The sequence below is a fragment of the Terrabacter sp. AAH1 genome (assembly GCF_054456855.1).
In genome coordinates this window covers 228,512-252,360 of record NZ_JBTJJV010000005.1, presented here as the reverse complement: position 1 = coordinate 252,360, position 23,849 = coordinate 228,512, and the positions used below count along the sequence as shown (strand labels likewise).

Annotated in this window: 24 protein-coding genes; 11 read left to right on the top strand and 13 right to left on the bottom strand. The window is 70.7% G+C overall.

Annotated elements, in window-relative coordinates; genetic code table 11:
- Nucleotides 1–29 precede the first annotated feature (29 nt).
- The 3 genes from ACXR8F_RS10940 to ACXR8F_RS10930 are packed head-to-tail and all read right to left on the bottom strand — an operon-like array spanning nucleotide 30 to nucleotide 1,951.
- Nucleotides 30–998, bottom strand: a complete 969-nt coding sequence (locus tag ACXR8F_RS10940) for an ROK family glucokinase (protein ID WP_458800398.1) — start codon at nucleotides 996–998, stop codon at nucleotides 30–32.
- The gene (locus tag ACXR8F_RS10935) at nucleotides 998–1,501 is read right to left on the bottom strand and encodes a hypothetical protein (protein ID WP_458800396.1); all 504 of its coding nucleotides are present in this window, start codon (nucleotides 1,499–1,501) and stop codon (nucleotides 998–1,000) included. Before ACXR8F_RS10935 ends, ACXR8F_RS10940 begins: the two co-directional genes overlap by 1 nt.
- Before the next feature lie 6 nt (nucleotides 1,502–1,507).
- The gene (locus tag ACXR8F_RS10930) at nucleotides 1,508–1,951 is read right to left on the bottom strand and encodes an SRPBCC family protein (protein ID WP_045192533.1); all 444 of its coding nucleotides are present in this window, start codon (nucleotides 1,949–1,951) and stop codon (nucleotides 1,508–1,510) included.
- A 207-nt stretch (nucleotides 1,952–2,158) separates the two neighbouring features.
- Between ACXR8F_RS10930 and ACXR8F_RS10925 the strand changes: the two genes are divergently transcribed.
- Entirely contained in the window at nucleotides 2,159–3,949 is a 1,791-nt protein-coding gene (locus tag ACXR8F_RS10925; RefSeq protein ID WP_458800394.1) for an AMP-dependent synthetase/ligase, read from the top strand.
- 27 nt (nucleotides 3,950–3,976) lie between these two features.
- On the opposite strand, the gene ACXR8F_RS10920 is transcribed toward ACXR8F_RS10925, so the two are convergent.
- Both ACXR8F_RS10920 and ACXR8F_RS10915 read right to left on the bottom strand, forming a co-directional pair.
- The gene (locus ACXR8F_RS10920; RefSeq protein ID WP_458800392.1) at nucleotides 3,977–5,368 is read right to left on the bottom strand and encodes a hypothetical protein; all 1,392 of its coding nucleotides are present in this window, start codon (nucleotides 5,366–5,368) and stop codon (nucleotides 3,977–3,979) included.
- Between the two features lie 59 nt (nucleotides 5,369–5,427).
- Nucleotides 5,428–5,754 (bottom strand): hypothetical protein, encoded by a 327-nt coding sequence (locus ACXR8F_RS10915; RefSeq protein ID WP_458800391.1) that lies wholly within the window; start codon nucleotides 5,752–5,754, stop codon nucleotides 5,428–5,430.
- 145 nt (nucleotides 5,755–5,899) lie between these two features.
- Between ACXR8F_RS10915 and ACXR8F_RS10910 the strand changes: the two genes are divergently transcribed.
- Both ACXR8F_RS10910 and ACXR8F_RS10905 read left to right on the top strand, forming a co-directional pair.
- Complete coding sequence (locus ACXR8F_RS10910; RefSeq protein ID WP_458800389.1) at nucleotides 5,900–7,705, top strand: DEDD exonuclease domain-containing protein; 1,806 nt, start codon at nucleotides 5,900–5,902, stop codon at nucleotides 7,703–7,705.
- A 123-nt stretch (nucleotides 7,706–7,828) separates the two neighbouring features.
- On the top strand, nucleotides 7,829–8,113 hold the full coding sequence (locus ACXR8F_RS10905; RefSeq protein ID WP_045192538.1) for an Lrp/AsnC family transcriptional regulator: 285 nt from the start codon (nucleotides 7,829–7,831) through the stop codon (nucleotides 8,111–8,113).
- 113 nt (nucleotides 8,114–8,226) lie between these two features.
- Here ACXR8F_RS10905 and trpD read toward each other — a convergent pair whose 3' ends face one another.
- Together trpD and ACXR8F_RS10895 are read right to left on the bottom strand one after the other, a co-directional pair.
- Entirely contained in the window at nucleotides 8,227–9,276 is a 1,050-nt protein-coding gene (gene trpD, locus ACXR8F_RS10900; protein WP_458800386.1) for an anthranilate phosphoribosyltransferase, read from the bottom strand.
- A gap of 2 nt (nucleotides 9,277–9,278) precedes the next feature.
- Nucleotides 9,279–9,749 (bottom strand): PleD family two-component system response regulator, encoded by a 471-nt coding sequence (locus ACXR8F_RS10895; protein ID WP_458800384.1) that lies wholly within the window; start codon nucleotides 9,747–9,749, stop codon nucleotides 9,279–9,281.
- Between the two features lie 237 nt (nucleotides 9,750–9,986).
- On the opposite strand from ACXR8F_RS10895, the gene ctaE reads away from it, so the two are divergent.
- From ctaE to ACXR8F_RS10865, 6 genes are all read left to right on the top strand, one after another.
- Nucleotides 9,987–10,649, top strand: coding sequence for an aa3-type cytochrome oxidase subunit III (gene ctaE, locus ACXR8F_RS10890; RefSeq protein ID WP_458800382.1), 663 nt, complete (start codon nucleotides 9,987–9,989; stop codon nucleotides 10,647–10,649).
- Nucleotides 10,650–10,724: 75 nt separating this feature from the next.
- The gene (gene qcrC, locus ACXR8F_RS10885; protein WP_458800380.1) at nucleotides 10,725–11,534 is read left to right on the top strand and encodes a cytochrome bc1 complex diheme cytochrome c subunit; all 810 of its coding nucleotides are present in this window, start codon (nucleotides 10,725–10,727) and stop codon (nucleotides 11,532–11,534) included.
- Nucleotides 11,535–11,583: 49 nt separating this feature from the next.
- The gene (qcrA, locus tag ACXR8F_RS10880; RefSeq protein ID WP_458800379.1) at nucleotides 11,584–12,693 is read left to right on the top strand and encodes a cytochrome bc1 complex Rieske iron-sulfur subunit; all 1,110 of its coding nucleotides are present in this window, start codon (nucleotides 11,584–11,586) and stop codon (nucleotides 12,691–12,693) included.
- A complete protein-coding gene (gene qcrB / locus ACXR8F_RS10875; RefSeq protein WP_458800377.1) occupies nucleotides 12,690–14,447 on the top strand; it encodes a cytochrome bc1 complex cytochrome b subunit in 1,758 nt (585 codons plus the stop codon). The genes qcrA and qcrB overlap by 4 nt, the downstream gene beginning before the upstream one ends.
- Nucleotides 14,448–14,523: 76 nt before the next feature.
- Nucleotides 14,524–14,877 (top strand): metallopeptidase family protein, encoded by a 354-nt coding sequence (locus tag ACXR8F_RS10870; protein WP_045192546.1) that lies wholly within the window; start codon nucleotides 14,524–14,526, stop codon nucleotides 14,875–14,877.
- Nucleotides 14,878–15,288: 411 nt separating this feature from the next.
- A complete protein-coding gene (locus ACXR8F_RS10865) occupies nucleotides 15,289–16,653 on the top strand; it encodes a ferredoxin reductase family protein (RefSeq protein WP_045192548.1) in 1,365 nt (454 codons plus the stop codon).
- An 85-nt stretch (nucleotides 16,654–16,738) separates the two neighbouring features.
- Here ACXR8F_RS10865 and ACXR8F_RS10860 read toward each other — a convergent pair whose 3' ends face one another.
- From ACXR8F_RS10860 to ctaC, 3 genes are read right to left on the bottom strand one after another with little or no spacing between them, the layout of a single operon-like run.
- Complete coding sequence (locus ACXR8F_RS10860; protein WP_045192549.1) at nucleotides 16,739–17,140, bottom strand: cytochrome c oxidase subunit 4; 402 nt, start codon at nucleotides 17,138–17,140, stop codon at nucleotides 16,739–16,741.
- A 3-nt stretch (nucleotides 17,141–17,143) separates the two neighbouring features.
- Nucleotides 17,144–18,904 (bottom strand): aa3-type cytochrome oxidase subunit I, encoded by a 1,761-nt coding sequence (gene ctaD / locus ACXR8F_RS10855; RefSeq protein ID WP_045192550.1) that lies wholly within the window; start codon nucleotides 18,902–18,904, stop codon nucleotides 17,144–17,146.
- Nucleotides 18,904–19,839, bottom strand: coding sequence for an aa3-type cytochrome oxidase subunit II (gene ctaC, locus ACXR8F_RS10850; protein ID WP_458800374.1), 936 nt, complete (start codon nucleotides 19,837–19,839; stop codon nucleotides 18,904–18,906). The genes ctaD and ctaC overlap by 1 nt, the downstream gene beginning before the upstream one ends.
- Nucleotides 19,840–19,977: 138 nt before the next feature.
- On the opposite strand from ctaC, the gene ACXR8F_RS10845 reads away from it, so the two are divergent.
- Together ACXR8F_RS10845 and ACXR8F_RS10840 are read left to right on the top strand one after the other, a co-directional pair.
- Nucleotides 19,978–21,216 (top strand): cysteine desulfurase family protein, encoded by a 1,239-nt coding sequence (locus ACXR8F_RS10845; protein ID WP_458800372.1) that lies wholly within the window; start codon nucleotides 19,978–19,980, stop codon nucleotides 21,214–21,216.
- Nucleotides 21,213–21,482: a sulfurtransferase TusA family protein gene (locus ACXR8F_RS10840; RefSeq protein ID WP_045192551.1), complete on the top strand. Its 270-nt coding sequence runs from the start codon at nucleotides 21,213–21,215 to the stop codon at nucleotides 21,480–21,482. Before ACXR8F_RS10845 ends, ACXR8F_RS10840 begins: the two co-directional genes overlap by 4 nt.
- Here ACXR8F_RS10840 and aat read toward each other — a convergent pair.
- The 3 genes from aat to erpA all read right to left on the bottom strand — a co-directional run bounded on the left by aat (nucleotide 21,451) and on the right by erpA (nucleotide 23,705).
- The gene (aat, locus tag ACXR8F_RS10835) at nucleotides 21,451–22,125 is read right to left on the bottom strand and encodes a leucyl/phenylalanyl-tRNA--protein transferase (protein ID WP_045192553.1); all 675 of its coding nucleotides are present in this window, start codon (nucleotides 22,123–22,125) and stop codon (nucleotides 21,451–21,453) included. The genes ACXR8F_RS10840 and aat overlap by 32 nt on opposite strands.
- A gap of 79 nt (nucleotides 22,126–22,204) precedes the next feature.
- Nucleotides 22,205–23,194, bottom strand: coding sequence for a carbohydrate kinase family protein (locus ACXR8F_RS10830; protein WP_045192554.1), 990 nt, complete (start codon nucleotides 23,192–23,194; stop codon nucleotides 22,205–22,207).
- A 133-nt stretch (nucleotides 23,195–23,327) separates the two neighbouring features.
- Nucleotides 23,328–23,705, bottom strand: coding sequence for an iron-sulfur cluster insertion protein ErpA (erpA, locus tag ACXR8F_RS10825; protein ID WP_045192555.1), 378 nt, complete (start codon nucleotides 23,703–23,705; stop codon nucleotides 23,328–23,330).
- Nucleotides 23,706–23,849 lie beyond the last annotated feature (144 nt).

Sequence of the window (23,849 nt, the reverse complement as noted above, 5' to 3'; positions counted from 1 at the left end):
ACGTTCCCGGGCCGGTCGCCGGGCACGGGTCAGCGGCCCGCCCGCGCCAGCTCGGCCGCCCCGATGAGGCCCGCGTCGCTGCCGAGGACGGCGCGCACGATCCTCGCCTCCGGTCGGTAGCCCCGACCTGGCAGCTGTCGCCGGAACGCCTCGCGGGCCGGGCCTATGAGCATCTCGTCGGCGGCGCTGACGCCCCCGCCGATGACGAACAGTCCGGGGTCGAAGGCCGCGGCGAGGTTGGCCAGGCCGATGCCAAGCCACCGCCCGATGTCGGCGAGCAGCTCGCGCGCGGTCGGGTCGCCGTCACGGGCGGCCTCGGTGATGAAGGGGCCGGTGAGCGCCGACCCGTCTCCACCGAGCCGCGAGAGCAGGTCGGCGACGACGGGTGATCCGGCGTCCATCATCGCGCGGGCCTCTCGGACGAGGGCGTTGCCGCTGGCGTACTGCTCCCAGCAGCCGCGGTTGCCGCACTCGCAGCGCACGCCGCCCGGCATGATCTGCATGTGGCCGAACTCGCCGGCGATGCCGTGACGGCCGCGCTGCACGTTGCCGTCGATGATGAGCGCGCCACCGATCCCGGTGCCGAGCGTGATGACGACGACGTGCGACTCACCGCGGGCCGCGCCGAAGCACGCCTCGGCCCACGCGGCCGCGTTCGCGTCGTTGTCGACGGTGATCGGCAGCGCGATGCGCTGGGCGAGCGAGTCGCGCAGCGGCTCGTTGCGCCACGACAGGTGCGGCGCGAAGACGACCGTGGCGCGGTCCTCGGCGACGAAGCCGGCCGCACCGATGCCGACCGCCACGACGTCGTCGTCACCGACCTTCGACAGCAGCTCCTCGACCGACTCGACGATGGTGTTCTCCACGACCGAGGGCGACGTCGAGCGGTGCGGGGTGTCGCGACGGCTGCGGTGCGTGATGACACCGTTCTCGTCGACGACACCTCCGGCCACCTTGGTGCCGCCGATGTCGATGCCGATGGCCAGCCGTCTGCTCATCAGGGTCCTCCCGGCCGCGTCGTGTGGCGCTCGTCGTCGTTGCGCTCGTCGTCGTTGTGCTCGTCATCGCCATGGTCACCGCGCTCCTCGCGGCGTTCGCGCTGCGCGGTCGCCAGGTCACGCAGGGCCGTCGCCGCGAAGCCCACGAAGTCGGCGACCCGGTCGATGGTGTCGGGGTTGACCTGCTGCACGAAGGCGATCAGCTGGCAGACCGGGCAGACCCGGCACGCAGCGGGGGTCGTGCCGCCGCAGGTGCAGTCCGACCGGGCGGAGTGACGATCGTCGGAGCCGTCGGGACGGTCGCTCGGGTCGGCTGCCGGGTGGTCGTGATGCGGCTGCTCGTGCGCTCGGTCGGCGGAGTGGCCGTTCGCGTCGGACGTGCCCGACGGCATACGCGAGGGGGCACCCCAGCCACGCTGGGAGAGCAGGTCGACGAGCAGCGCCGCCTCCTCGGCCACGGAGCCGGGGGCGCCACCGGCGCGGGATGCGTCGTTGGGCGTCACCGCGGCTCAGGCCTCGACGCGCTTCTTCAGCTCCTTGAGCGCGGTGTCGACGATGACCTTCTCCGCCTTGCGCTTGAGCAGCCCGATCATCGGGATCTTGACGTCGACCGCGAGACGGTACGTGACCTTGGTGCCGTCGCCGTCGCTCGTCAGGGTGTAGGAGCCGTTCATCGCCTTGAGCACCTGAGCCGAAACGAGCGACCAGGAGATGACTCCCGTGCCGTCCTCGACGACGTCCCACTCGTAGTCCAGGACGTAGGTGTCCTTGATCGCGCCGGCGTCGAGGGTGAACTGCACCTGGTCGGCCCAGCCGTCACCCTCCTCGGCGAGCACCGCGACGTCCTTCACCTCACCCGCCCACTCGGGGTAGGCCTCGAAGTCCGCGATGACGTCGAGCACCTCGCCCGGAGGTGCGTCGATGACGATGGAGGACTCGGTGCGATCGGCCATGCGCCGAAGGCTATCGCGTCACCTGTCGCACGACCGCCCACGCCCGGACGCCTGTCACGGCGCGTCGGCCGCGTGCGAAGATGTGGTCCGCCGGGTCCGCGAGGGCCGGCCGCGCCCCCGGATTCCGCTGTGACCTTCACGACGTGGCCCGGGCAGTTACCGCTCGGTAAGGTGCACCAGAACTTTCCCACGCGATCAGGAGTGACAGTGAAGGACAACGTCGTCGCCGCACTTGCCCCCGTCACGACGGACGGCAGCCTCGCCGACCTGCCGGCACGCAACGCCGCGGAGTCCGGGGCCGAGACGGCGTTCTCGCGCAAGACCCCCTCGGGCGGCTGGACCCACGTCACGTGGTCGCAGTTCGCCGCCGACGTCGCGGCCGTCGCCAAGGGCTTCATGGCCGAGGGCATCCAGCCCGGCGACCGCATCGCCCTCATGTCGCGCACCCGCTACGAGTGGACCCTCGTCGACTTCGCCGCCTGGAGCGCCGGCGCCGTCGTCGTCCCGATCTACGAGACCTCCTCCGCCGAGCAGGTGCAGTGGATCCTCTCCGACTCCGACGCGCACCTCGCCGTCGTCGAGACCCAGACGCACCGGTCCGTCGTCGAGCAGATCCGCGGCGACCTGCCGTCGCCGCGCGCCGTCGTCACCATCGAGGGCGGCGGGCTCGATGCCCTGCGCGAGAAGGGTGGCGAGGTCAGCGACGCCGACCTCGCCGAGCGCCGCTCGGGGCTCGACCGGCGCTCGCTCGCGACGATCATCTACACGTCCGGCACCACGGGCCGCCCCAAGGGCTGCGAGCTGACGCACGGCAACTTCCTCGACCTCGCCGAGAACGCCATCGAGAAGCTCGGGCAGGTCGTCCTCACCGACAACGCGTCGACTCTCCTCTTCCTGCCACTCGCCCACGTCTTCGCGCGGTTCATCGAGGTGCTCTGCGTGGCCGGCAAGGCGCGCATGGGTCACTCTGCCGACATCAAGACCCTCCTCGACGACTTCGCCGGGTTCCAGCCGACGTTCGTGCTCGCGGTGCCGCGCGTCTTCGAGAAGATCTTCAACTCGGCCGAGGCCAAGGCGTCCGCCGACGGCAAGGGCAAGATCTTCCTTCGCGCCGCCACCGTCGCCATCGCCTACAGCGAGGCCCTCGACGCCGGCGGCCCGGGCCTCGGGCTCCGCATCCAGCACGCGATCTTCGACCGCCTCGTCTACGGCAAGCTGCGCGCCGCCATGGGCGGCAAGGTGCGTTACGCGGTCTCGGGCGGAGCGCCCCTCGGCACCCGTCTCGGCCACTTCTACCGCGGCATCGGTGTCGTCATCCTCGAGGGCTACGGCCTGACCGAGACGACGGCCCCCGTCGCCGTGAACACCCCCGACCGCATCAAGATCGGCACGGTGGGACCGCCCCTGCCGGGCACCGGCATCCGCATCGCCGACGACGGCGAGATCCTGCTCAAGGGCGTCGGTGTCTTCGGTAGCTACCACGGCAACCCCACCGCCACGTCCGAGGCTCTCGTCGACGGCTGGTTCCACACCGGCGACCTCGGTGAGATGGACGACGACGGCTACCTGCGGATCACGGGCCGCAAGAAGGAGATCCTCGTGACGGCGGGCGGCAAGAACGTCGCCCCCGCCGTGCTGGAGGACCGCCTGCGCGCCCACCCGCTCGTGTCGCAGTGCATCGTGGTCGGCGACCAGAAGCCCTTCATCGGCGTGCTGCTGACGCTCGACGAGGAGATGTGGCCGCTCTGGGCCAAGACGCACGGGCTCGAGGACGTGACGCTCGAGCAGGCCCGCTCCCACCCCAAGGTGCTGGAGGCGCTCCAGGAGGCGGTCGACCGCGCGAACGAGGCCGTGTCGAAGGCCGAGTCCATCCGCAAGTTCACGGTGCTGCCCGGCGACTTCACCGAGGCGAACGGCTACCTCACGCCGTCGCTCAAGCTGAAGCGCAACGTCGTCATGAAGGACTTCGCCGACGACGTCGACGCGCTCTACGCCTGAACCCAGGGTTGTTCGCAGCCGGGCGGCTCAGTGCAGCAGGCTCCGCAGCCGGGCCTGCCAGTCCTTGACGAGGCGACCTCGCGTGGTGCCCATCGTGGCCTGCAGCGCGGTGTCGACGACCGCTTCCCTGTCGTCGAGCCGGCCCGTGGGCACCGCGATACCGCCCGCCGCCGCGCGGTACAGCGCGACGACGGCCCGGGTGCCGTGCGCGTCGGCTAGCGAGCGCAGGGCCACCAGGGAGAGGCCGTATGCCGCCTGGAGCGTCTGCGTGCCCGGAGCGAAGTCGTCGTCACCCGGCAGGGCGCGCGGCATGCCACCAGCGCGCACGAGAGCGACCGCCGGACCGACCACGGCCCTCTCCGGCAGGTCGATCGGGCGGTAGGCGACGAGCTCGGCGAAGCCCTCCGAGAGCCAGACGGGCACCGCTCGGGTGGTCGAGCCGCGCACGGTGACGTGGGTCAGCTCATGGGTCATGACGACGTCGCGACCGTCGGACCGGAGCGACGTCCAGGCCCTGGGCACGAGGATGATGCGATCGGCACCCGCCCGCTCGCCCGGCGTCAACGGGCCGTCCGTGGCCGCCGCCACACCGCCGAGACCGTCGGGGCCAGCGGCGCGGCCCAGCAGCCGACCGGCGTCGGCATCGCTCGCCGGGGCGATCCACACTGCCGGCCGGGCACTCCCCCACACCGCCGCCACCCGGGAGGAAGCCGTGCGGGCACGGCGGGCGATCTCCTCGACCCGCGAGGCGCTGCCGACCGCGAGGACGAGCGCCGTCGGCGACCGCCGGATACGCAGACCGGCGAGGTCCCACGGCTGAGGACGCCCCGACGGCGCGCTCGCCGTGACCGTCAGTCGTTGCGGGACCGCGGGGTCGGCCTTGAACGTGAGGTCGAGGTCGAAGGATCGCGGCGCCGTGTCGAAGCCGCGGATCCTGTAGCTGAGGTCGACCCTGACGTCCCACTCGACCGACGTGCCGGCAGGGGCCGGCACCGGCGCGGTCGTCTCACGCACGTCGTCCAGCTCGAGGTCTTCGACGCCGATGGCGCTCATCCGCTGGAGCACGGCCTGCTGGGTGGTGCGCAGGACGGTCCGGTTCGGGCCGCCCAGAGGCGCGAGCCAGGCGCGCTCATCGCCCCGGTGGGCGGCGGAGAGCCGGGCACGGACCAGGGCCGTGACGGCCTGCTGCCTGGCGGCCGCCCATCGTTCGGGCGGGATGTCCTCTGGGGCGCCGGGCCCAGGGGCGGCCGGGTCGGTGACAGAGACCGAGGCGGGTGGAGCGCTGCCCGGCGCGGCCGTGCCCGCCGGGGAGCCAGCCGTGCACCCGGCCAGTGCCAGGGACGCCGCGGCAGCGACGAGCGACCTGCCGAGACGCGTCCGGCTCGTGGCCGCGGTCGCTCTACGGGTCTGGCAGGGCACCGCGTCATCGTGCCACGCCCGCCCGTACCCCGTCTGACGCCGCGCGCGGGGGGGCCTGCTCAGACCGCCCAGCGGGCGCCGTGGGCCGGGGCGCGAACCCCTTCCTCGCGCTCGCGGTCGAGCTCGGCACGAGCGGCGTTCGCGGTCGCGGTCGTGACCAGGCCGGCCGCCAGGAAGGCCGACACGGCTCGCCGCTCGGCGCGGTCGAGGGGCACGGTGCCGGGCGGCGGGGCAGCAGGGTCGGCGAGCTGTGGACGCCCCGGGCCGCCGGTGCGCGCCCCCAGCTGCAGCGGGGTCTCGGCCAGCGCCGTCACCATGCAGTCAGCGCAGTGGACGTCCCGCACCGGGCAGGTCTGGCAGTCGACGAGCATCATCGTTGTTTCCACCCTTCGTCTCTCGTTGCGATCTGTCGTGAACGACGCTAGGGGCGCCCACCGACAACGCCGCTCGCGGACGAGCGGACGTCCTACCCCTCGGCGGGGGACGACGCGCCTCCGGGGCAATGTCGGCGCACCCGCCTACGGTCAGGGCATGCAGGCGATCCAGGCGACGTTCGACGACCTCGGCACCTCACTCGCCGGGGTCACCTTCGTCGTGGTCGACCTCGAGACCACCGGGGGCACGCCGGCCCAGTGCGGCATCACCGAGATCGGCGCGGTGAAGGTCCGTGGCGGCGAGGTGCTCGGCGAGTTCCAGACGCTCGTCAACCCTGCCGAGCCGATCCCAGCGTTCATCTCGGTGCTCACCGGCATCACCGACACCATGGTCCGCGACGCACCCCGCATCGAGAGCGCGCTGCCCGCCTTCCTCGAGTTCGCCGCGGGCAGCGTCCTCGTCGCCCACAACGCCGGCTTCGACATCGGCTTCCTCAGGGCCGCCGCGGCGCGGGTCGGTGCACCGTGGCCCGGGTTCGCCGTGCTCGACACGCTCCAGCTGGCTCGACAGCTCGTCGTGCGGGACGAGTCGCCCAACCACCGTCTCTCATCGCTCGCGCAGGTGTTCGGCGCCACCACCACGCCCGACCACCGCGCGCTGCACGACGCGCGCGCCACGGTCGACGTCCTCCACGGACTCATCGAGCGGGTCGGCAACCTCGGCGTCCACACGCTCGAGGAGCTCTCCAGCTACAGCTCGCGGGTCACCCCCTCGCAGCGCCGCAAGCGCTTCCTCGCCGACCCGCTGCCCAGCTCCCCCGGGGTCTACCTGTTCAAGGACGGCAACGACCGCGTCCTCTACGTCGGCACGAGCCGCGACATCCGCACCAGGGTCCGCAGCTACTTCACCGCCTCCGAGCAGCGCAGCCGCATGGCCGAGATGGTGCGCCTCGCCCACGTCGTCCACCCCATCGTCTGCCAGACCGCGCTCGAGGCCCAGGTGCGCGAGCTGCGGCTCATCGACGAGCACAAGCCGCGCTTCAACCGTCGGTCCAAGGACGGCCGCAAGGTGGTGTGGGTCAAGCTGACGCAGGAGCGCTTCCCACGCCTGTCCATCGTCAAGCAGGTGCGTGACGACGAGGCCCACTACATCGGTCCGTTCCGGTCACGGGTCACGGCTCAGGCCGCCGTCGACGCCGTCCACGAGGTGGTGCCCCTGCGGCAGTGCACCGGCAGGCTCACCGGTCGCGGCACTGCCTGCGCACTCGCCGACATGGGACGCTGCGGGGCTCCCTGCACCGGCGCCCAGTCCGAGGGCGACTACGCGGTCGTGGTGGCCGACTGCCGCGCCATCTTCACGGGCAACGCCCGTCCCGGCGCCGAGCTGCTGCGCGCACGCCTGGAGGAGCTCGCGTCGCAGGAGCGCTTCGAGGACGCTGCACGCGTGCGTGACCGGTTCCTGCAGCTCGTCCGGGGCGCTGCGCGCGCGCAGCGGCTCGCGCCGCTGACCCGCTCCCCCGAGATCGTCGCGGCCCGGCGCAGCGACGCCGGCGGTTGGGAGCTCGTCTGCATCCGGCACGGCCGGCTCGCCGGTACCGCGGTCAGTCCGCGCGGGGCCGACCCGATGCCCTACGTCGCCTCCGTGCAGGCCACGGCCGAGGTCGTGCCGCCGCCGACGTCCGAACGTCCCTCGGCCCTGACCGAGGAGACCGAGATCCTGCTGCGCTGGCTCGAGGCGCCGGGGGTGCGCATCGTCGAGCTCGACGGGCTGTGGACCTGCCCTGTCGGCGGCGCGGGGTCCGTGCGCACCGAGCTCGAGCCCGCGATCGCCTCAGCCCGCGACGTCGTCGGCTTCGACGACGACGTCGCGTCGCCAGGCGCGTCGGGACACGGCGGTCGTGTGGGTCACGGTGGTCGCGGTGGTGCTGGCGGTCGCCGCGACCGGCTGCGCCGTGCGGGATGACGGGCCCCATGACTGGCCGGGCGAGGTGCCGGGTGACGGGCCTGACCAGCGACGCGTGAGCACCGGCCGGTCGCCCGACGGCCTGCCGTGGGACCTCCCGGGTCGGGGGCTAGGGTGTGCATCGTGATCACCGCCATCGTCATGATCAGCTGCGAGGTCGACCGGATCCCCGAGGTGGCCGAAGCCGTCGCCGAGATCCCTGCCGTGTCGGAGGTCTACTCCGTGACCGGCGACGCCGACCTCATCGCCATGGTGCGGGTCAAGGCGCACGAGGAGTTCGCCGATGTCATCGCCGACCGGCTCAACAAGGTGCAGGGCATCGTCGGCACGTCGACCCACATCGCGTTCCGCACCTACTCCTCGCACGACCTCGAGGCGGCCTTCAGCCTCGGCCTCGAGGGCGAGTAGACGGACCCGCCGCCTGACGGGTCGGAGACGTCCGGCTCGGTGGGCGGCCCGGCGAGGCCGGTCGATTCCCGACGAGGCCGGTCGATTGCAGTCGAGGCCGATCGAGTCCCGGTCTAGCGGCGTGTGGCCGCCACCCAGCGATCCACGAGCGCGGCGGCCGCCCCGCTGTCGATGGCGTCCGCCGCGACGTCCATGGCCGCCCTGAGGTCCGCGTCGAAGGCTGCGGGCGAGGCGCCCGAGTCGGGACGGGTCAGCGCCAGGGCGATGCCCGCGTTGAGCAGCACCGCGTCGCGCACCGCGCCGGTGGCGCCGGCGAAGATGTCACGGACGACTCCCGCGTTGTGGACGGCGTCGCCGCCGCGCAGTGACTCGATGGGGTGCAGCTCGAGCCCGAGGCGGGCGGGGTCGACCGAGTGCTCGGCGACCGCGCCCCCGCGCACCCACCAGACGTGCGTCGTGGTGGAGACGGTGACCTCGTCGAGCCCGTCGTCGCCGCGGAACACGGCGGCGTCCTTGCCACGGTCGGCGAAGACGCCGGCGAGCAGCGGCGCCATGTGGGCGTCCGCGCAGCCCACGGCGGCATACGTCGGCTGGGCGGGGTTGGTGAGCGGGCCGAGGAAGTTGAACGCGGTGCCGACGCCGAGGTCGCGCCGCGGCACGGCGGTGTGACGGAACGACGGGTGGAAGGTCTGGGCGAAGCAGAACGTGATGCCGGCCTCCTCGGCCACCTCGACGACCCGCTCCGGCGGGAGCGACAGGTCGATGCCGAGGGCCTCGAGGACGTCAGCCGACCCGGACGACGAGGAGGCAGCCCGGTTGCCGTGCTTGACGACACGAACACCGGCAGCCGCGGCCACCATCGACGACATCGTCGAGATGTTGACGGTGTGGGCTCGATCGCCGCCGGTGCCGACGATGTCGAGGCTCGGACCGGGCACCTCGATGCGTCGCGCGTGGGCGAGCATCTGCTCGGCCAGTCCCCGCATCTCCTCGATGCTCTCGCCCTTGGCCCGCAGCCCCACGAGGAAGCCCGCCACCTGCGAGGGGGTCGCCTCGCCCTCCATGATCTGGTTCATCGCCCACTCGGCCGTCGGGCGGTCGAGGTCACGACCTGCGATGAGGTCGGTGAGCAGCCCGGACCAGGTCGTGCCTTCCTGCGCCACGGTCAGGCCGTGGGCACGCCCGCGCGAGCGAGCGTGGCGATGGCCGACGTCAGCGCGATCGGGTCGAGCGGGTGCGGCACGGCGAGGTCGGCCTGCGACCACGCCGCGAGCCAGCTGTCCTGCGGCCGACCGGTGAGGACGATGATCGGCGGGCACTCGAAGATCTCGTTCTTCAGCTGGCGGGCCAGGCCGAGCCCGCCGACCTTGGCCGCCTCGCCGTCGAGGACGAGGATGTCGAAGCGCTCGGAGTCGACCGAGGAGACGACGGCGTCGGCCGTGGCGCACTCGTGCCAGCGGACCACCTCGACGTCCTTGGCCGGCCGGCGACCGACCGCGGCACGCACCGCGTCACGCGTCGTGAAGTCGTCGCTGTAGAGCAGCACGCTCACCCGCGCCACCGGCTTCGTCGACGCGGCGGTCGTGGCGATCTCGGTGGACGGTCCCTGCGCTGCGCTGTCGTTCGAGGCGGTCATGCGCCCGATGCTACCGGGCAGGTCGCGGCCGGCCGCACCGACCTCCCGGCCCTGGGACGGCCCACGCGGCACCCCGGCGACGGCCGCTCCGGGCGCCGTGGGAAGGTGGCTCACGGACGGCCCCCAGCACGGCTGTTCAGGGTTCGTGTCGGAATGGTCACGAATCCTCTACACCCGCGCGAGAAACGGCCCCGTAGCGGGGGGTCCCTCGCACAGCCGGACAGGAATGTGGGAATAATGTCCAACGTGGCGACAGCATCAGCAGTTCCTTCAAGCGCAGTAGCGAGCTCGGCCCATCACGGACCGGCGACCCGCCCCAACATGGTTGCCGTCGGCACCATCGTGTGGCTCTCCTCGGAGCTCATGTTCTTCGCGGGTCTCTTCGCCGTGTACTTCCAGCTCCGGTCGGTGCGCGGCGACCTCTGGGCCACGCAGACCGAGAAGCTGAACCTGCCGTTCGCGAGCGTCAACTGCCTCGTGCTCGTCATCTCCTCCGTGTGGTGCCAGCTCGGCGTCTGGAAGGCCGAGCGTGGCCAGAAGGCCCGCACCGGAAGGCTGCTCGACCTCAAGGGCTGGGGCATGCGTGAGTGGTACGTCCTCACGTACCTGTTCGGCGCCTTCTTCATCGCCGGTCAGGTCATGGAGTACGCCGAGCTCGTCCACGAGAATGTGACGCTCAGCTCCGACGCATACGGCTCCGTCTTCTACATGGCGACGGGGTTCCACGGCCTCCACGTGACCGGCGGCCTGATCGCGTTCCTGCTCATCATCGCCCGCACCTTCACGACCCGCCGCTACACGCACGCCAACGCCACCGGCGCCGTCGTCACGTCGTACTACTGGCACTTCGTCGACGTCGTGTGGATCGCCCTCTTCGCGACCATCTACATCCTTCGCTGACCTGCGAGCCGGTTTCGCCCGCATGACCGCACCGCTTCACCCGACCACCACCACCATGGACGACAGGACCCCACAGTGAACGCCTTGGCCGCCCGACGTCGACACCCCGCCGCGATCGCGGTGCTGCTGCTGATCGGCCTTCTCGTCACCGGTGGCGCCTACTCCTTCCTGGCGCCGAAGGATGCCAACGCCGCGGCGCCCACCGCCGCGGCCGACGCGGTCTCCGAGGGCAAGGACCTCTTCGTGGCCAACTGTGCGTCGTGCCACGGCCTCAACGCACAGGGCACCAAGTCCGGCCCCTCCCTCGTGGGCGTCGGCGCCGCGTCGGTCGACTTCCAGGTCGGCACCGGCCGTATGCCGCTCGCGGGCCCGAACGTCCAGGCGCCCGTCAACAAGGTCAAGTTCGACGACGAGCAGATCGCAGCCCTGGCCGCGTACGTCGCCTCGCTCGGCCCCGGCCCGTCGGTGCCCGAGAGCAAGTGGACGACCGTCCTCCAGCCGGGCACCGCCGAGAACAACAAGGCGATCGCCGAGGGCGGCGAGATCTTCCGCGTCAACTGCGCGATGTGCCACAACTTCGCCGGTGCCGGAGGTGCCCTGACGCGCGGCAAGTACGCTCCCGCGCTCGACGAGACGACGCCCAAGCACATCTACGAGGCGATGGTCAGCGGCCCCCAGTCGATGCCGGTGTTCAACGACACCAACCTGACCCCCGAGGCCAAGCAGAAGGTCATCTCCTACCTCAAGGCCCAGGAGTCGCAGACCAACGTCGGCGGCCTCACGCTGGGCAACCTCGGCCCCGTCTCCGAGGGCCTGTTCGCGTGGGTCTTCGCCCTCGGCATCCTCATCGGCTGCGCCGTCTGGCTCGGCAAGAAGGCCGCATGACCCCGCACTGCATCGTCCCGATCACGCACGACGACAGGACCACGACCCGATGAACGACCACGAGACCACGGACCACGGGACGAGCACCGCGCTCGTGCCGGCCGCCGGCGACGGGCACGACCTGCTCCCCGCGTCGATGATCCGCGACGCCGACCAGTTCGAGAACCCGGGCCTGCCGGCGCACGTCCACCGTGCCGCCGACGACCACCCCGAGGCCGCCAAGCGCGCCGAGCGCCAGGTCGCGACGATGTTCGGTCTCTCGATGCTCGCGACGCTGGTCTTCCTGGTCAGCTACTTCGCGATCCCCGACGAGGCGACCTTCTTCTTCCCCGGCATCGGCGTGGCGAAGACGCAGAACGTCGTCCTCGGACTCTCGCTCGGCTTCGCCATCTTCCTCATCGGCATCGGCGCCGTGCACTGGGCCAAGACGCTGATGTCCGACGAGGAGATCGTCGAGGAGCGCCACCTGCAGGCCTCCACCGGTGAGGAGCGGGCCAAGGCCGTCGCCACGGTCACGGCCGGGGTGGAGTCCACGCAGCTGACCCGCCGTCCCGTCCTCAAGTACACCCTCGGCGGGGCGCTCGGCCTCTTCGCCCTCCCCCTCGGCCTCCAGGTGGCAGGTTCGCTCGGCCCGGTCAACGTCGAGGAGCTCAAGCACACGATCTGGGACCCCAAGGAGAACGGCGGCAAGCCGATCCGTCTCATGCGCGACCCGGAGATGACGCCGATCCGCTTCGACGAGGTCACCAACGGCTCGGTCTTCCACGTGATGCCCGAGACCCTGCAGAAGCACATCGACGAGGGCAAGCACGTCCTCGAGGCCAAGGCCAAGGCCGCGGTCATCCTCATCCGCCTCGACCCCGACAAGATCAAGGTGCAGAAGGCCAAGGACTGGGGCGTCGACGGCGTCGTCGCCTACTCCAAGATCTGCACCCACGTCGGCTGCGCGGTCGGCCTGTACGAGCAGCAGACGCACCACCTGCTCTGCCCGTGCCACCAGTCGACCTTCGACCTCACCGAGGACTGCGCAGTCATCTTCGGCCCGGCCAAGCGGCCGCTGCCGCAACTCAAGATCACCGTGGACGACGCGGGCTACCTCGTCGCCCCCGAGGGCTTCCACGAGCCCGTCGGACCGAGCTTCTGGGAGCGTGCGCGATGAGCACCACCGACACCCGACCCGCCGACGCACTGCGCGACGGCGACCGCCAGGCAGACGAGCGCGCCGCCGCCACGAAGCCGCTCGGCGGCATCGCCGGCTGGGTGGACGACCGGGTCGGTGCCGCCAAGGGCGTCTCCTTCCTCGCGAAGAAGGTCTTCCCCGACCACTGGTCCTTCATGCTCGGCGAGATCGCGATGTACTCGATGATCGTCTGCCTGCTGACCGGTGCGTTCCTCACGTTCTGGTTCGTCCCGAGCGCCAGCCAGGTCGTCTACGACGGCAGCTACGTGCCGCTCCAGGGCGTGACGATGTCCGACGCCTACCGTTCGACGCTCGGCATCTCCTTCGACATCCGCGGCGGCCTGCTCATCCGGCAGATCCACCACTGGGCCGCCCTGATCTTCGTCGTGTCGGTCTTCGTGCACATGGCGCGCGTCTTCTTCACGGGCGCGTTCCGCAAGCCGCGTGAGATCAACTGGGTCTTCGGCACGATCCTCTCGATGCTCGCCTGCATCGAGGGCTTCGCCGGCTACTCGCTGCCCGACGACCTGCTCTCGGGCACCGGCATCCGCGCCATGAACGGCTTCGTGCAGTCGGTGCCGATCGTCGGCTCGTACATGGCGTACTTCATCTTCGGCGGCGCCTTCCCGGGAGAGGCGATCATCCCGCGCCTCTACTCCGCGCACGTGCTGCTCATCCCGGCGATCCTCGTGGGCCTCTTCACGGCGCACATCCTGCTCGTGTTCGTGCACAAGCACACCCAGTTCCCCGGGCCGGGCCGCACCAACAACAACGTCGTGGGCTACCCGCTCCTGCCGGTGTACATCGCCAAGGCCGGCGGCTTCTTCTTCATCGTCTTCGGCGTCATCACGCTGATCTCGGCCGTCGTGAGCATCAACCCGATCTGGGCGTACGGCCCCTACGACCCGTCGCCGATCACGGCGGGCTCGCAGCCCGACTGGTACATGGGCTTCGCCGACGGTGCGCTGCGACTGCTGCCCGGCTTCCTCGAGTTCGAGACGTTCGGCTTCACCTGGAGCATGAACATCTTCCCGGGCTCGATCCTGCTGCTGCCCATCATGTGGGGCATCATCGGCGCCTACCCCTTCGTCGAGGCCTGGGTGACCGGCGACAAGCGCGAGCACCACCTGCTCGACCGGCCCCGCAACGCGCCGACGCGCACCGCGGTCGGTGTCGCCGGCATCACGATGTACGTCGTGCTCTTCCTCGCCGCGGGCAACGACCTCATGGCGATCAAGCTGCACCTGTCGATCAACGACATCACGCAGACGCTGCGCGTGCTCTTCTTCATCGGGCCGCCCATCGCCTTCTGGATCACCAAGCGCATCTGCCTGAGCCTGCAGCGGGCCGACCGCCAGAAGGTGCTCCACGGCCGCGAGACCGGCACGATCTGGCGTCACGCGGACGGCAAGTTCGAGGAGATCCACGCGCCGCTCACGCCGCAGGAGCGCTGGGTCCTCGTCCAGCACGAGTCGCCCGAGCCGCTTCAGCTCACCTCCGGCACCGACGCCAACGGCGTCGACAGCCCGATCGCCCGCAAGGAGCGCCTGCGCGCGAAGTTCTCGAACTTCTACTTCAAGGACCGCGTCGCACCGGCCACGCCGAGCGAGCTGGAGGCCGCGCACCACGAGCACGACGACCACGTCGTCTCCCCCACCGGCGAGCACGAGGCCATCGAGGGGCGCGGAGCGGGTCAGGAGCGCGAGACCATCAAGGCGCGCAAGCACGACTGAGCCGCACCACGCTCCACTTGCGAAGGGGCACGACCCGCACGGGTCGTGCCCCTTCGGCGTGTGTGAGACTGCATCCGTGGTCCAGCTCTCCGAAGCCGAGTTCGACGAGGCCGTCGGCGATGCCCTCGACTCCATCCCCCCGGGCCTGGCGCGTGCCATGGACAACGTCGTCGTCCTCGTCGAGGACGAGCCGCCGGCCGACGACCCCGACCTGCTCGGGGTCTACGACGGCACCCCCCTCACCGAGCGCGACGGCTGGTGGGCGGCCGGGGCGCTGCCTGACCGCATCACGATCTTCCGCGGGCCGCTCCAACGGATGTGCGAGACGGGCGACGAGCTGCGTGAGGAGATCGCCATCACCGTGGTGCACGAAGTGGCCCACCACTTCGGCATCGACGACGACCAGCTGCACGAGCTCGGCTGGGGCTGAGGGAACGGGCACAGGCCGGGCCGTTCGAGCCGGCCCCCGTTACGCGTGCACGAGGGGTGGACAGAACCCTTTACCAGGCCTCCGAGGAGGTCTAACGTCGAGGGACACAACCGATCGGACGGAGGTGCCCTGGATGTTCACTCCCATACGATCGCACTGCGAGCCCGAAGGGCCGTGAAGAGCAGTGACGACTGAAGGGGAGGGCGCGCGCCCTCCCCTTCGTCATGTCCGGGGCCGGTGCGGCCCTCGCACCAGGCGCGGGACCACCGGGATTTTCGATCCGACTCGCCACCATTTGCACCGAATCGTCCACAGCCACAAGGGGATCGAGGCATGGACGGTGCGCGTCCCGACCGGCAGACTGTGACTACGTAGGGGGATGGTCCACTCGGGGATCAAGAAGGATTCGCCGTGTCCCAGAAGGCTACGACCTCGCTCAACAGACGACTGCTGCCGCGTCGACGCACTGCCTCGCTCGGCTGGGCCCTCGTGGTCCTGCTCGCGCTCGCGATCCCCGTCCTGCTGCTGGAACGCACCGGGGTCCTCTCCGGCCTGCCGGTGCTGCACGTGCTGTCACTGGCCACCGGGCTCATCGCGCTCTCCCTGCTCGTGGCGGCGTTCCTGCTGCCGTCGCGGGTGCGCACCCTGACGACGCAGCTGGGGATCGAGCGGGTGCTGCGGGCGCACCGGGCCCTGGCGATCGGCACGGGCGTCATCGTGCTCGCGCACCTCGTCTTCGCCGTGGCCCACTCCCCCAAGGGTCTCGCGCTGCTCGACCTGCGCGACGCCCCGCCGAGGGTGTGGTTCGCCCTCACCGCCACCGTCTCCCTCCTCGCCATCGTCGGGCTCGCCTGGACGCGCCGGCGTCGACGGCCGCGCTACGAGGGCTGGCGGCTCTCGCACATCATCTTGGCCAACGTCGTCGTGCTCGCGACCGCCATGCACGTGTGGCTGCTCGACGACCTCGTCAACAACGCGCTGGTCCTGCTGTGGTTCTCGGTGCTGGCCCTGGTCGTCGTGGGCCTGTGGGTCTACCGGTGGTGGTGGCGTCCGCGACGTCAGCGACAGAACGCGTACCTCATCGACGAGATCCGCCAGCACCCGGACAGCTCTGCGACGCTCGTCCTGCACGCCGACGGGCACGATGGCGTGCCGTTCCGGCCCGGCCAGTTCGCGTTCCTCAAGATCGGCTCGTCACCGCACGTGTTCGAGGAGCACCCCTTCACCATCGCGTCAGCGGCCACCGAGCCGTGGCGCAAAGAGTTCACGATCAAGGCCCTCGGTGACTTCAGCGAGCTCGTGAGCGGCATGAGGGCGGGCCGCCGCGTCTACCTCGACGGCCCGCACGGCTCGTTCACCGTCGACGGCCTCGCCTCCGAGGCCATCGTCCTCATCGCGGGCGGGGTCGGGATCACGCCGATGCTCAGCATGGTTCGCACCCTCGCCGAGCGCCGCGACGAGCGCCCCATCGTCCTCTTCGTGGCGGGTCGTACCGCCGACGACCTGCTGCACCGGGAACGCCTCGACGGCGTCGTGCACGACCTCGACCTGCACATCGTGGAGATCCTGGAGGAGCCGCCGGAGAGGTGGGACGGCGAGGTCGGCTGGCTCAACCGCCCCATGCTGAAGCGCCACCTTCCGGCACGGCGTCGGAAGCTGCGCATCGACTACTTCATCTGCGGTCCGGGGCCCATGGTGGCCGCCGTGACCCGCACCCTGGAGGGTCTTGGGGTGCGCAACAGCCGCATCCACACCGAGCTGTTCGACGTCGTCTGACAGGGCGACCGGACGGAGAACGACAAGGGGCCCGGTCGCCGAGCGACCGGGCCCCTCCTCGACCCTGCCGGGCCGGACTGTCTTTTCAGATGGAGTACTCGCCGTGGAAGGACTCGAACACCCAGAGGCACACCGCGACGACACCGAAGAACGCGCCGATGATGAACAGCCACCAGCCGACGGCGAGACCGGCGAACATGATGGCGCCCGAGCCCGCGAGCCACAGCGGCGTCCACGAGCTCGCGACAAAGTAGCCGTAGTTGCCCTCGGCGTCCTCGATCTCACCCGACGCGTTGTCCTCGGGACGCAGCGGCAGCTTCTTGCCGGTCATCCAGAGGTAGAAGCCGCTGAGAGCGAAGAGCAGGGCGGTGAGCACCAGGGCGGTGACACCGATCGGCTCGGACCACTTGGACCAGAAACCGTAGATCAGCGTGACGGGCACGAAGAAGACGAACAGGTACAGGAAGAGCTTGGTCTCGACGCGCATCGGTCAGTCCTCACGCCTCTCGGTGCTGGTGGCCCGCTCGGAAGCCACGTCGGCCGGCCCCATCACCTGGACGAGGGTGTTGCGGTCCGCGATCGGGGCCCCACCGGCCACCGACTCGGGGTGGTGCAGGTCGAACGCCGGGCGCTCGGAACGGATGCGCGGCAGCGACGTGAAGTTGTGGCGCGGCGGCGGGCAGGACGTCGCCCACTCGAGCGAGGCGCCGTAGCCCCACGGGTCGTCGGACTTCACGAGCGGTGCCTTCTTCCACGTCTTCCACACGTTGTAGACGAACGGGATCATCGAGGCACCGAGCAGGAAGGCGCCGACGCTGGAGACGATGTTCGCCGCCTGGAAGCCTTCCTCCGGCAGGTAGTCGGCGTACCGACGGGCCATGCCCTCGACACCGAGCCAGTGCTGGATGAGGAAGGTCATGTGGAAGCCGATGAAGAGCATCCAGAAGTGGATCTTGCCGAGCGTCTCGTCGAGCATCCGGCCGGTCAGCTTGGGCCACCAGAAGTAGTAGCCGGCGAACATCGCGAAGACCACGGTGCCGAAGACGGTGTAGTGGAAGTGCGCGACGACGAAGTAGCTGTCGGAGAGGTGGAAGTCGAGAGCCGGGCTGGACAGGATGATGCCGGTCAGGCCGCCGAAGAGGAAGGTCACGAGGAAGCCCATGGACCACAGCATCGGCGTGGCCATGACGACCTTGCCGCCCCACATCGTGCCGATCCAGTTGAAGAACTTCACACCGGTCGGCACGGCGATGAGCATCGTCATCACCGAGAAGAACGGTAGGAGCACTTGTCCGGTGACGTACATGTGGTGCGCCCAGACGCTCGCTGACAGCGCCGCGATGGCGATGGTGGCGAAGACCAGCGTCTTGTAGCCGAAGATCGGCTTGCGGGAGAAGACCGGCAGGACCTCGCTGATGATGCCGAAGAACGGCAGCGCGATGATGTAGACCTCCGGGTGGCCGAAGAACCAGAAGAGGTGCTGCCACAGCATCGCGCCGTTGTTCTCGGCGTCGAAGATGTGCATGCCGAACCGGCGGTCACCACCGAGCGCGAAGAGCGCCGCGGCGAGGATCGGGAAGACGAGGATCGCGAGCAGCGAGGTGATCAGCACCGTCCAGGTGAAGATCGGCATGCGGAACATCGTCATGCCGGGCGCACGCAGGCAGATGATCGTCGTGATGAAGTTGACGGCGCCGAGGATCGTGCCGAAACCACCCATGGCCAGACCGAAGACCCAGAGGTCACCACCGAGGCCGGGGCTGTAGCTGACGTCGGAGAGCGGCGCGTAGGCGAACCAGCCGAACGCGGCGGCACCCTGCGGCGTGAGGAAGCCGACGGACGCGATGAGGCCACCGAAGAGGTAGAGCCAGTACGCGAACATGTTGAGGCGCGGGAACGCGACGTCGGGAGCCCCGATCTGCAGCGGCATCACGGCGTTCGCGAAACCGGCGAAGAGCGGCGTCGCGAAGAGCAGCAGCATGATCGTGCCGTGCATCGTGAAGAGCTGGTTGTACTGCTCGGGGTTGTCGACGACCTGCAGGCCCGGCGCGACGAGCTCGGCGCGGATGATCAGCGCCATCAGGCCGCCGAGCAGGAAGAAGACGAACGAGGTGATGAAGTAGAGGTTGCCGATGACCTTGTGGTCGGTCGTCGTGACCCACTTCACGAACGTCTGCCCCTTGGCCAGTCGCGGCCGGGACGCGGTGAGGGACGGGGACTGCGCCTCACGGTTGAGCGTTGCGGACGTCATCAGTTGCTCCCAGTGCGGGCGGGTGCGGGGATCTTGTCGATGTCGGACTGGACCATCTTCTCGCGGCTGACGTCGACGGGGATGAGGCCCTCCTGGCCGACGGACTTCAGACGAGCCATCTCCTGGTCGTACTCGGCCTGCGGGACGACCTTGACCATGAAGAGCATCTGCGAGTGGTAGGCGCCGCAGAGCTCGGCGCACTTGCCCTGGAAGGTGCCGGTCTGGGTGGGCGTCAGCTGGAACTTGTTGGTCTTGCCGGGGAGCATGTCCATCTTCATCATGAAGGCGGGCACCCAGAAGCTGTGGATCACGTCGCGGGCGTTGAGCACGAACTCGACGCGCTTGTTGACCGGCAGGTAGAGCACCGGCATCTGGGCGCGCTTGCCCTCGCTGCCGTCGAGCTCGGTGTGGACGCCGCTCTCGTGGACGTTCGAGTCGACGTAGTTGAAGTCCCAGCTCCACTGCTTGGCGACGACGCTGACCGTGAGGTCCTTCTTCGTGCTCGTGTCGACGAGGGCTGCCTCGTCACGCGCCGTGTAGTAGAAGAAGACGGCCACCATGAACACCGGGATGACGGTGTAGAGCAGCTCCATCGGCACGTTGTAGCGCAGCTGCACGGGCAGGGTCTCGTCGCCCTTGCGCTTGCGGTAGCGGACGGCGGCGTAGAGCATCAGGCCCCACGTGATGACACCGACGGCGAGCGTGGCGACCCAGCTGCCGATCCAGAGGTCGGTGACTCGCTGACCGCTGTCGGAAACCACCGGGGGCAGATAACCGTTGGACACCTGACCCTGGCAGCCGGCCAGGGCCAGGCTCGCGAGGGCCGCGAGTCCGGCGATGCGGACCGGCGTGCGTCGCCGCCTGGTCTCCCCTACCACTGGCGTCACCACCGGCGTCGCCGCTGGGGTGTCTTCGTGCTCAGGCACCAGGTGCACCTTTCGTTCCGTACGTGGGCGCGCGATGGGCGCGTCAAGCGTGGTTCACGTCAAACTCATAGGGCAGCCATGGCCCACTCGGGCAACCCTACCGTCCCTCTCGTCACGGTGTCCGCAGGGGGCGGCTAACGTTGCGACGTGGTCAGTCACGATCCGGGAACAAGGCCTGGACACGCTCCGGCAGACCCCGCCGCAGCGCCCGTCACACCCCCCTCGACCCCCCGTCGACGCCTGCTCGACGCGGCTGCGGGCCCGCTGCACCCGGTCGCCCGCGACACGCTGCTGGCCGCCGTCGAGGTGGGCTGGGCCGACCCGGCGCGCCTGCACGCCGAAGGGCGGCGCGCGGCCGCCCTGCTCGACCGCGCGCGAGCCGTCGTGGCCGCGGGTCTGGGCGTGCGACCGAGCGAGGTCAGCTTCCTGCCGAGCGGCCCGACCGCCCTCTCCCGGGCCGTCGAGGGGGTGGCGTATGCCGGCCGGTGGCGTGGGGCGCGCACCGTGGCCTCCGCGGTGGAGCACTCCGCGGTGCTCGTGCCGGCCCGGGCGCGAGCCGCCGCGGCCGACGACGCCGCGCTGCTCGCCGAGGTCGCCGTCGACGCCACCGGCCGCATCGACCTCGACGCGTGGCGCGAGTCCCTCGAGGTGCCGGGCACCGTCGTCGCCGCCCTCCAGAGCGCCAACGGCGAGGTCGGCACCCGGCAGCCGCTCGGCGCCGCTCGCGAGGCCGCCGCAGCACACGGCATACCTCTGGTCGTCGATGCGATGGCCTCGCTCGGCCGCGACGACGTGCCCCCCGACTGGGACGTCCTCGTCGGCGACGCCCGCTCGTGGGGTGGTCCGCCGCTCGGCGTCCTCGTCGTGAGGGAGGGCGTGCGGTGGCACTGGTCGGGGTCCCGGGCCGACGTCGAGCACGGCCGCTGGGACGTCTCCCCGTGGGTGCCGCTCGCTCTCGCTGCCGCCGAGGCGTGGCAGCAGACCGCGTCGAGTCGCCCGTCCGACGCGGCGACGGCGCGCGCGCTGGTCGACGACGTCCGCTCTGCCGCCGCCCTCGTGCCCGACACCCAGGTGGTCGGCGACGCCGAGGACCGGCTCCCCCACGTGGTGACCTTCTCGAGCCTCTACGTCGACGGCGAGGCCGTCGTCGGCGCCTTCGACGCCGCGGGCATCGCCGTTGCGAGCGGCTCCGCCTGCACGTCGAGCACCCTCGAGCCCAGCCACGTGCTCGCCGCGATGGGCGTGCTCACGCACGGCAACGTCCGCGTGACCCTTCCGCTGCCGGCCGTCTCGCCCACCCTCGCCGACGACGTCGCCACGTTCACCGAAGCACTGGCGCCGACGATCCGCTCGGTGCGCGACCAGCTGGGAGTCGGTGACCTGTGAGCCCGTCGGAAGCCCCCCACGACCGCGTGCTCGACGCGCGTGGCGAGCGATGCCCCCTGCCCGTCATCCGGCTGGCACGGCTCGTCCGCGACGAGCCGGCGCTGCGGAGCGTGACGCTGCTCGCCACCGACCCGGCCGCCGCCCACGACGTGCCGGCCTGGTGCCGCATGCGGGGTCAGCGCCTGGTGGAGGCACGCGACGAGGGCGACCACACGGCATACGTGGTCGAGGTGGTCAGGCCCAGCACGCCGGCAGCGGAGCGCTGAGCACCTCCGGGAGCACCGCGAGGTACTCGTCGCGCGGGACCTCGCGCACCCCGAGCGTCGCCAGGTGCGGGGTCTGCCACTGGACGTCGACCAGCCGGCGCGGGTCGTCGTCGGCGCGCAGCAGCGAGCAGAGCCCGACGAGGGCCACCTTCGAGGCGTCGCGCGCGTGGTGGAACATCGACTCGCCCGCGAAGAGGCCGCCGATGGCGACGCCGTAGAGGCCCCCGACGAGCACACCGTCCTGCCACGTCTCCACCGAGTGCGCCCACCCGGCACGGTGCATCTCGTCGTAGGCCTCGACGATGTCGTCGGTGATCCAGCGGCCCTCGCGGTCGGGAGCCGCGCACGCCTCGACGACCGCGCGGAAGTCCGTGTCGACCCGGATCTCGAAGTGCCCCACCGCCTTGCGCAGCGAGCGGCTGACGACGAGCTCACGCGGGCGCAGGACCCCCCGCGGGTCGGGTGACCACCACCCGATGGGCGCGGCACCGTGGTCACCGATGCCCATCGGGAACACACCGATGGAGTACGCCTCGAAGAGCGTCGCGACGTCGAGGTCGGCCCCGATGCCGATGAGGTCCTCCCCCTCCGGCACGCGGTCCAGCGCGAAGTCCCACGAGGTGGGTGGCGGAGGCGTGGGCACGGGGGCTCCCTGCTGTCGACGGGTGCGCTGTCGCGGGCGGTGGCCCGCCGGGCACCTCAGCGCCCGGGGGGCCGCCTCGTCACGGACGGGGGCAGGTGATGTGCGGGCCGATCTCGTCGGCCGACTCGCTGCCGTACGCGTCGGCGAGCCTCTCGAGGAAGCGCTCCTTGCCGAGGACGTACTCCTGCGTGCCGACCGTCTCGATGACGTAGGTCGCGAGCATCGAGCCCAGCTCGGCGCAGCGCTGGGCCGGCAGGCCGGCCGCAAGCCCCGTCAGGAAGCCTGCGCGGAAGGCGTCGCCGACACCCGTGGGGTCGGCCTTGCGCACCTCACGGGCGATGCCGACCTCGACGGTCTCGCTCTCGCCCCGCACCCGCACGGTGACGCCGTCCTTGCCCCGCGTCTTGACCTGCACCCGCACGCGGTCGGCGAGCTCGTCCTCGCTCCAGCCGGTCTTCTGGCAGGCCAGGTGGCTCTCGTACTCGTTGGTGAAGAGGTATTCGGCGCCGTCGATGAGCCGGGCGATCGTGGGCCCGTCGCAGAAGGCGAGCTGCTGCGACGGGTCGGCCGCGAACGGGATGCCGCGGGACCGGCACTCGTCGGAGTGGCGCAGCATCGCCTCGGGGTCGTTGGCGCCGACGACGACGAGGTCGAGCCCGCCGGCACGCTGGGCCACGGGCGCCAGCTCGATGTCGCGGGCCTCGGTCATGGCACCGGCGTAGAAGGTCGCGATCTGGGCCATGTCGCGGTCGGTCGTGCAGATGAAGCGGGCCGTGTGCTGCGACTCGGAGTAGTGCACCCCGCCGCAGTCGACGCCGTGGCGCTCGAGCCAGCTGCGGTAGTCGGTGAAGTCCTCGCCGACGGCGCCGACGAGCAGGGGCCGCTGCCCCAGGTTGGCCATGCCGAAGGCGATGTTGGCCGCCACGCCGCCCCGTCGCACCTGGAGGTCCTGGGTGAGGAAGGAGAGGGAGATCTTGTCGAGCTGCTCCACGACGAGCGAGTCGGCGAAGAGACCGTCGAAGGTCATCAGGTGGTCGGTGGCGATGGAACCGGTGATTGCGATCTGCACAGGCATGAACCTACCCGGCACGGCGGGTGCGCCGGTCACGGTCACCTGCTGCGGGGCGGCGCCGGGAACGGCGAAGGGCCCGACCGTGGCGGTCGGGCCCTTCGGGTGCGGCGTCGCCGGGACGCCGGACGGCTCAGCTGAAGGAGTCGCCGCAGGCGCAGCTGCTGCCCGCGTTGGGGTTGTCGATGGTGAAGCCCTGCTTCTCGATCGTGTCGGCGAAGTCGATCGTGGCGCCCTCGAGGTACGGGGAGCTCATCCGGTCGACGACGACCTCGACACCGTCGAAGTCGCGGACGAGGTCACCGTCGAGGGTGCGCTCGTCGAAGTAGAGCTGGTAGATCAGGCCGGAGCAGCCGCCCGGCTGGACGCCCACGCGCAGGCGGAGGTCGTCGCGCCCCTCCTGCTCGAGCAGGCTCTTCACCTTCGTGGCCGCGACGTCCGTCAGGACGACACCGTGGGCGGGAGCCTCGGTCTGAACCTCGGCGGGAGATGCGTTCGTCTCGACACTCATGTGTTGGTCCTTCACGTCGTGGAGCATGGGTCAGGAGTGACAACCCATGCCGTGTCGGATGTGTTCCCGACTCCCACAGGATACGTCGGGGCGCCGACGATCCGTGCATCGTGGCTCGCGTTGCGGCCCGGACGGCTCAGCACG

Coding starts and splice junctions, on each gene's coding strand:
- ctaD (WP_045192550.1), bottom strand. CDS start 18,904: ATGACGTCCGCAACGCTCAACCGTGAGGCGCAGTCCCCGTCCCTCACC.
- ACXR8F_RS10940 (WP_458800398.1), bottom strand. CDS start 998: ATGAGCAGACGGCTGGCCATCGGCATCGACATCGGCGGCACCAAGGTG.
- ACXR8F_RS10930 (WP_045192533.1), bottom strand. CDS start 1,951: ATGGCCGATCGCACCGAGTCCTCCATCGTCATCGACGCACCTCCGGGC.
- qcrB (WP_458800377.1), top strand. CDS start 12,690: ATGAGCACCACCGACACCCGACCCGCCGACGCACTGCGCGACGGCGAC.
- qcrA (WP_458800379.1), top strand. CDS start 11,584: ATGAACGACCACGAGACCACGGACCACGGGACGAGCACCGCGCTCGTG.
- erpA (WP_045192555.1), bottom strand. CDS start 23,705: ATGAGTGTCGAGACGAACGCATCTCCCGCCGAGGTTCAGACCGAGGCT.
- ctaE (WP_458800382.1), top strand. CDS start 9,987: ATGTCCAACGTGGCGACAGCATCAGCAGTTCCTTCAAGCGCAGTAGCG.
- ACXR8F_RS10860 (WP_045192549.1), bottom strand. CDS start 17,140: ATGCGCGTCGAGACCAAGCTCTTCCTGTACCTGTTCGTCTTCTTCGTG.
- ACXR8F_RS10910 (WP_458800389.1), top strand. CDS start 5,900: ATGCAGGCGATCCAGGCGACGTTCGACGACCTCGGCACCTCACTCGCC.
- ACXR8F_RS10895 (WP_458800384.1), bottom strand. CDS start 9,749: ATGACCGCCTCGAACGACAGCGCAGCGCAGGGACCGTCCACCGAGATC.